The 5,216-nt window shown below is 69.7% G+C and carries 3 protein-coding genes and 1 pseudogene; 2 read left to right on the top strand and 2 right to left on the bottom strand.

All coding sequences use genetic code 11. The features are described from left to right. Window positions 1–114 (bottom strand): annotated as a pseudogene (locus tag IE249_RS34580) (UTP--glucose-1-phosphate uridylyltransferase); the annotation flags it as partial. A gap of 138 nt (window positions 115–252) precedes the next feature. On the opposite strand from IE249_RS34580, the gene IE249_RS34575 reads away from it, so the two are divergent. Beyond that, window positions 253–894: a 5-formyltetrahydrofolate cyclo-ligase gene (locus tag IE249_RS34575; RefSeq protein ID WP_229859949.1), complete on the top strand. Its 642-nt coding sequence runs from the start codon at window positions 253–255 to the stop codon at window positions 892–894. 124 nt (window positions 895–1,018) lie between these two features. Here IE249_RS34575 and IE249_RS34570 read toward each other — a convergent pair whose 3' ends face one another. Next, window positions 1,019–3,886: a penicillin acylase family protein gene (locus IE249_RS34570; protein ID WP_189711328.1), complete on the bottom strand. Its 2,868-nt coding sequence runs from the start codon at window positions 3,884–3,886 to the stop codon at window positions 1,019–1,021. A 211-nt stretch (window positions 3,887–4,097) separates the two neighbouring features. Here IE249_RS34570 and IE249_RS34565 point away from each other — a divergent pair. Next, the coding region (locus IE249_RS34565; protein ID WP_229859954.1) for a potassium/proton antiporter at window positions 4,098–5,216 on the top strand (1,119 nt) is incomplete at its 3' end.

The raw sequence follows: 5,216 nt of genomic DNA, 5'->3' as shown, positions 1-5,216 counted from the left end.
GTCCACGACCGGCAGCATCTCCTTGGGCGTGGCCTTGGTGGCCGGCAGGAACCGGGTACCGAGACCGGCCGCGGGGACGACCGCCTTGGTGATCCTGGGGTGCGACTGAGTCATGCCCGCAACCTTATCCGCTGACATTGCGTGGAACCTTTGCCTCCGGTTCATTGGCTCTCACATGAGCGGTCGCGGCGGTGGATGAGAAACGGGCGAGAATACGGTGACCGACCGGACGAGAAAGGGTGCGGAAACACCTTGAGCCACACGGGACGTACGACCGGGCCCGCCAAGCGGACGCTGCGGCGGAACCTCCTCGCGGCGCGCGACGCGCTGACCGCCGACGACGTACGCGTCGCGGCCGGCGCGCTGGCCCGGCGCGCGCTGGAGCTGCCCGAGCTGGCCCGGGCGCGCACGGTGGCGGCGTACGTCTCCGTGGGCACCGAACCGGGCACCCTCGCCCTGCTCGACGCGCTGCGCGCGCGGGACGTACGCGTCCTGCTGCCCGCGCTGCTGCCCGACAACGACCTGGACTGGGGCGCCTACGGCGGCGAGGGCTCCCTCGCGCGCGTGCGGCACGGCGGCAGGATGGCGCTGTTCGAGCCGGCCGGGGAGCGCCTCGGTCCGGACGCGGTGACGTCCGCCGACGTGGTGCTGCTGCCGGGGCTCGCCGTCGACACACGCGGGTTGCGGCTGGGGCGCGGCGGAGGCTCCTACGACCGTGTCCTCGCGCGTCTGGAACGGGCGGGCGCCGCTCCGGCGCTGGTGGTGCTGCTGTACGACTCCGAGGTCGTCGGGCACGTCCCCGGGGAGCCGCACGACCGGCCGGTGCAGGCGGTGGTCACCCCGTCGGGGGTACGGCGGTTCACGGGAGGCGGCGGGACCACTCCCGGCGCCTGACGGCCGGGCGGGCCGGTCGAACGGCATGAGCCGGTACGACAAGCGGGACGAGCCGGTATGACGAAGGCCCTCCACGCGCGCGTGGAGGGCCTTCGCGGGTCGCCGGCCGGGGGTGCTCAGCCGGTCACGGCTTGAGCACCAGCCTGTCGCTCGTGCTCTTGTCGACCGCGTCCGGCGAGAAGGACCACGGCAGCAGTTCGCCCTTGGCCCACTTGCCCGTCTGGTCGGTGTAGTGGGCGCTGAAGGCGTGCCCCGAGGCGCCGGTGAGGTTGATCCACTTGGACTTGTCGAGGTCGGCGAGGTTGACCACCATCCGCATGGACGGCACCCACACCACGCCGTAACCGCCGGCCGCGTTCCACCCGGAGGCGTTGACCGCGGCCTCGCCGCCACTGAGCTTCCAGGGGCCGCGGTTGAGGACGTACTGCAGGAAGCCGGGGCCCTCGGTGCCCAGGGTCTGGTTCTTCAGGAACAGCCGGTGCAGCCGTCCCCAGCTCCAGGTGTCGATGTCCTTGCCGAGCTTGGCGGTCAGCTCCCAGCGGGCGTCGATCATGGCGCGCGCGAACAGTTCGTCGCGGTTGTCGGCCTTGGGGCGGGTGCCCGACGCCGGCGTCTTCCACCAGTCGCTGTTCTGGTCGTCCATCAGGTTGCGCACGACCTCGAACCAGCGGTCGCCGCCGTCCGGCTGCGCCTGGTCGGCGTCGCGCTCACCGCACTCGCGGACCTTGGTGGCCTCGTCCACCGGGCCGGTGTTGTCGGCCGGTTCGACCCACAGGCACTGGCCCTTCACCCGCAGCTCCTTGGGCAGCTTGTTGCCGAAGGCCAGCTTGAGGATGTTGCGCCAGACCGCGTTGAAGTAGGCGGCCGCCGCCGAGTCGGCGTCCTGGGTGTAGTCCCAGCCCTCCAGGAGCTTCTGCGCCCGGCGGACGTCCTTGTCCTTGAGGTCGATCTTCAGCAGCTGGGGCACCAGCAGCTTGGCGATCTCGCTGCTGTTGTCCATCTGCATCTGGCGCATGTCGTCGGTGGAGATCTTGCCGCCGCCGTCGATCTTCGACTGGATGAGGTCGGTGATCCGCTGGCTGCGGGTGCCGTAGCCCCAGTCCGTGGTCAGCGTGTACGGGTACTTGTCCGGGTCGATCACGGCCTGGTTGGCGGTGACGATGTAGCCGCGCTTGGGGTTGTACTCGTAGGGCAGCTGGTCCTGCTTGATGTAGCCGGTCCAGTCGTACTTGGAGTCCCAGCCGGGCGCCGGGATCGAGCCGTCGTCGTTCTTCGCGCGCGTGGGGATGCGGCCGGGGAGCGTGTAGCCGATGTTGCCCTCGGTGTCGGCGTAGATCAGGTTCTGGGAGGGCACGTCGAACAGCGCGGCCGCGGAGCGGAAGCCGGTGAAGTCCTTCGCCCTGTCGATGGCGAAGACCGCGTCCATGGTGGTGCCCGGCTGCAGCGCGGTCCACTTCAGGGCGATCGCGTAGCCGTCGCCGCGGTCCGGGGCGGCGGTGTTGACCTGCGCCTTCTTGCCGACCTTGACGAGCTCGTCGTCACGGTCGGACAGCAGGGGGCCGTTCTCGGTCTCGCGCACGACGATCGTCTTGGAGGAGCCGCCGGCGACCTTGATGGTCTCCTGACGCGTCCTGAACGGCACCGTCTTGTTGTCCCGCAGATAGCCGTCGCCGCTGAGCTTCTCCAGGTACAGGTCGGTGACGTCGACGCCGGAGTTGGTCATGCCCCAGGCGATGTCCTGGTTGTGGCCGATGACCACGCCGGGCATGCCCGCGAAGGTGTAGCCGGTGACGTCGTAGGGGCACGCGCTGGAGATCGAGCGGCAGTGCAGGCCCATCTGGTACCAGACCGAGGGCAGCGACGCCGACAGGTGCGGGTCGTTGGCCAGCAGCGGCTTGCCGGTGATCGTGTACTTGCCGGAGACGACCCAGGAGTTGGAGCCGATGCCGTTGCCGTTGACGCCGACGGCCGTGGGGAGGCTGTCCATGACGTCGTGCAGGCCCATCAGCTGGCCCTGCACGCCGGAACCGGAACCCGCGGAGGTGCCGGACGTCGAGCCGGAGGCCGTGCCGGTGGTCCCGGTGCCGCCGGTGGTGCCGGCCGTGGTCCCCGTCGTCGTCCCGGCCGTGCCGGTCGTTCCGGAGGTGCCGGAGGCGCCGGTCGAGGTGCCCGTGCCCGTCGAGGTGCCGGTGGTGGCGGCGCCGCCGCCCTGGAACGTCTTGGTGAGGGTGTCGTACTGGCCCTGCGTGACGATCGCCTTGTGGCGGCTGTACGGGTAGTCCGGGTACAGGTCCTTGATCTGCTTGGGGCCGAGGCGGCTGGTCATCAGGGCGCGGTCGATCTCGTCCTGCATGTTGCCGCGCAGGTCCCAGGCCATCGCCTTCAGCCACGACACCGAGTCGACGGGGGTCCACTGGGCGGGCTTGTAGTCGTTGGTGAAGCCCAGGGCCGCGTACTCCAGGGAGATGTCCTCGGCGTCCCGGCCCTTGAGGTAGGCGTTGACCCCCGCGGAGTACGCCTGGAGGTACTTCTTGGTGGAGGCCGACAGCTTCTTGTCGTACTCCTCCTTGGCGACCCGGTCCCAGCCGAGGGTGCGCAGGAACTCGTCGTTCTTGACCTGGCCCTTGCCGAACATCTCCGACAGGCGCCCGGAGGTCATGTGCCGGCGGACGTCCATCTCGTAGAAGCGGTCCTGCGCCTGGACGTAGCCCTGCGCCATGAACAGGTCGGCGGCGGAGGAGGCGTAGATCTGCGGGATGCCGTAGCCGTCGCGCTTGACGTCGACGGGTCCGGACAGGCCCTGCAGCGTGATGGAGCCCTTGGTCTGCGGGAAGGAGGCGCGCACCGTGCTGATCGACCAGTAGGCCCCGTAGGCGATGCCTCCGATGATGGCCAGAACCAGGACAAGCCCGATCAGTCGGGCTTTTCGCCCCTTCTTCCTGCCGGACTTGCCGGGCTTGTCACCCGTTGAGGCGGTGGTGTTGGGGGGCATCGCTGTCCTTGCTGTCCTAACGCGAGCGGCAGGCGGTACTGGAGTGCTGGAGCAACCATAGGCGCAGGGCCCGATGGCACTTGACGCGGAGTCGGGTCCGAACGCGGACGGGCGTTCGATCTTGCCCCGGGAAGCGTCAAGAAAGCGTCAAGAGTTAGGTAAGGTAACGAAGTAACCGGAGAGTCCGGAGAACTCGGGGAAGGAACCGCCGCTGACTGTTCACCACCTCAACCAGCTCCTGCTCGCCTGTTCGCTCGTCCTGCTGTCCGCCGTGGCAGCGGTCCGGATCTCCTCGCGCAGCGGGCTCCCCAGCCTGCTCGTCTACCTCGGGATCGGCGTCGTCATCGGTCAGGACGGCCTCGGCCACGTGCAGTTCAGCAACGCCGAGCTGACCCAGATCATCGGCTACGCCGCCCTGGTCGTGATCCTCGCCGAGGGCGGTCTGGGCACGAAGTGGAAGGAGATCCGGCCGGTCCTCCCGGCCGCCTCCGTGCTGGCGCTGGTGGGTGTCGCGGTGAGCGTGGGGGTCACCGCGACGGGCGCGCACTATCTCAGCGGGCTCGACTGGCGGCAGTCGCTCATCATCGGCGCGGTGGTCTCCTCCACGGACGCGGCGGCCGTCTTCTCGGTGCTGCGCCGCATCCCCCTGCCCGCGCGCGTGACGGGCACGCTGGAGGCCGAGTCCGGCTTCAACGACGCCCCGGTGGTCATCCTCGTCGTCGCCTTCTCCACGTCCGGCCCGGTCGCGCACTGGTACGTCCTGGTGGGCGAGATAGCTCTGGAACTGGCCATCGGCGCGGCCATCGGACTCGCGGTCGGCTGGCTCGGCTCCTGGGGCCTCAAGCACGTCGCGCTCCCCGCGTCCGGCCTCTACCCGATCGCCGTGATGGCGATCTCGGTCACCGCCTACGCCACCGGCGCGCTCGCCCACGGCAGCGGCTTCCTCGCCGTCTATCTGGCCTCGATGATGCTCGGCAACGCCAAGCTGCCGCACTGGCCGGCCACGCGCGGCTTCGCCGAGGGGCTCGGCTGGATCGCGCAGATCGGCATGTTCGTGCTGCTCGGTCTGCTCGTCACCCCGCACGAGCTGGGCGACGACGTCCTGCCCGCCCTCGTCATCGGCCTGGCGCTGACCATGGTGGCGCGGCCGCTGAGCGTGGTGGTCAGCCTGCTGCCCTTCCGGGTGCCGTGGCAGGAGCAGACCCTGATGTCCTGGGCCGGGCTGCGCGGCGCCGTACCCATCATCCTGGCGACCATCCCCATGGTGAACGGCGTCCAGGGCAGCCGCCGCATCTTCAACATCGTCTTCGTCCTGGTCGTCGCCTACACC

The organism is Streptomyces anandii JCM 4720 (genome assembly GCF_014650655.1).
Taxonomy (GTDB): Bacteria; Actinomycetota; Actinomycetes; order Streptomycetales; family Streptomycetaceae; genus Streptomyces; species Streptomyces anandii.
This window is presented reverse-complemented; position numbering and strand designations above follow the sequence as displayed.

Coding starts and splice junctions, on each gene's coding strand:
- IE249_RS34570 (WP_189711328.1), bottom strand. CDS start 3,886: ATGCCCCCCAACACCACCGCCTCAACGGGTGACAAGCCCGGCAAGTCC.